Origin of the sequence: Moorena sp. SIO4E2 (assembly GCF_010671945.1) — a bacterium.
Classification (GTDB): domain Bacteria; phylum Cyanobacteriota; class Cyanobacteriia; order Cyanobacteriales; family Coleofasciculaceae; genus Moorena; species Moorena producens.
The window spans coordinates 1-1,236 of the sequence record NZ_JAAHIE010001311.1; the positions used below are offsets into that span (position 1 = coordinate 1).

The following is a 1,236-nucleotide window of genomic DNA, read 5'->3' on the forward strand; positions in this document are numbered from 1 at the left end:
TGGATAACTCTTTGTTCAGTATTGGGAATACCCTAGAAGTGAAATTGGGTTACCGGGGAAACCTAACTACCCTCATGGTTGGGGAAATTACCGCTATAGAACCAGAGTTTACGATTCAGCGATTACCCAAAGTAATGATTAGGGGTTATGATCGCAGCCATCGCTTACATCGTGGTCGTCATACCCAGACTTTTGTGCAACTAAAAGATAGTGACATCGCAGCACAAATTTCCCAGCAGGTTGGACTTTCTGCCCAAGTAGAAGATAGTGGGGTGGTGCATGACTATATTTTACAAGCTAATCAAACTCATATGGAGTTTTTGCAAGAAAGGGCAGGAAAAATTAATTATGAGGTGATGGTGGAAGATCGAAATTTAGTATTTCGACCTACGGCTAATCAAGATAGTGAAATTCTCACCCTAATGTTTACTGATGACCTACTGGAATTTTATCCCTGTATGTCCTCTGCAAGTCAAGTGAATGAAGTCAAAGTACAGGGTTGGAATCCTAAAGAAAAGCAAGCAATTATCGGACGCGCCGCCACTGGTGATGAAGGAAGCAAAATGGGGGGAGAAACTAGTGGTGCAGCTTTAAGCGAAGATGCTTTTGGTACAGCAGTAAAAACCCTGAGCAATCACCCAATGATTACCCAAGCGGAAGCAGATCAGCTGGCTCAAGCCCGTTTTCAGCAACTCAATCTAGAGTTAATTAGTGGAGAAGGAATTTGTCGAGGGCGTACAGATTTACGAGCAGGAATAGTAGTTCAAATTGATGGTGTAGGCAAGCGCTTTAGCGGTCAATACTATCTTACCAGTGTCCTGCATCGCTATTGTAATAGCCAATATCATACTAAATTTACAGTGCGGAGGAATGCTCAATGAAATTGTCTGAACTACTTTTGGATAGTCAATCCCACCGAGCGATCGCATCTCGTATTTATGGTGTCGTGGTTGGTGTAATTACCAACAATGAAGACCCAGAAGGACTAGGTCGGGTTAAAGTGAAATACCCCTGGCTAAGTGATGAAGACGAAAGTGACTGGGCGCGAATAGCTACACTAATGGCAGGAAATGAACGAGGGATTTATTTTTTGCCAGAAGTAGATGACGAAGTATTAGTAGCTTTTGAACATGGTGATGTCCGTTTGCCCTATATTATCGGGTCTTTGTGGAATGGTAAAGAATTACCACCAGCAACTAATGAAGATGGTGCTAATAATATCCGGGTAATCAAATC

General features: G+C 42.5%; 2 protein-coding genes. Both read left to right on the forward strand.

Going from position 1 to position 1,236, the window contains the following annotated elements; all coding sequences use genetic code 11:
• On the forward strand, positions 1-881 hold an 881-nt coding region (locus F6K37_RS43230), incomplete at its 5' end, for a phage late control D family protein (RefSeq protein WP_287257319.1).
• Positions 878-1,236, forward strand: a 359-nt coding sequence (locus F6K37_RS43235) for a phage baseplate assembly protein V (RefSeq protein ID WP_287257320.1), incomplete at its 3' end; no start/stop codon positions are given. The genes F6K37_RS43230 and F6K37_RS43235, both read left to right, overlap by 4 nt.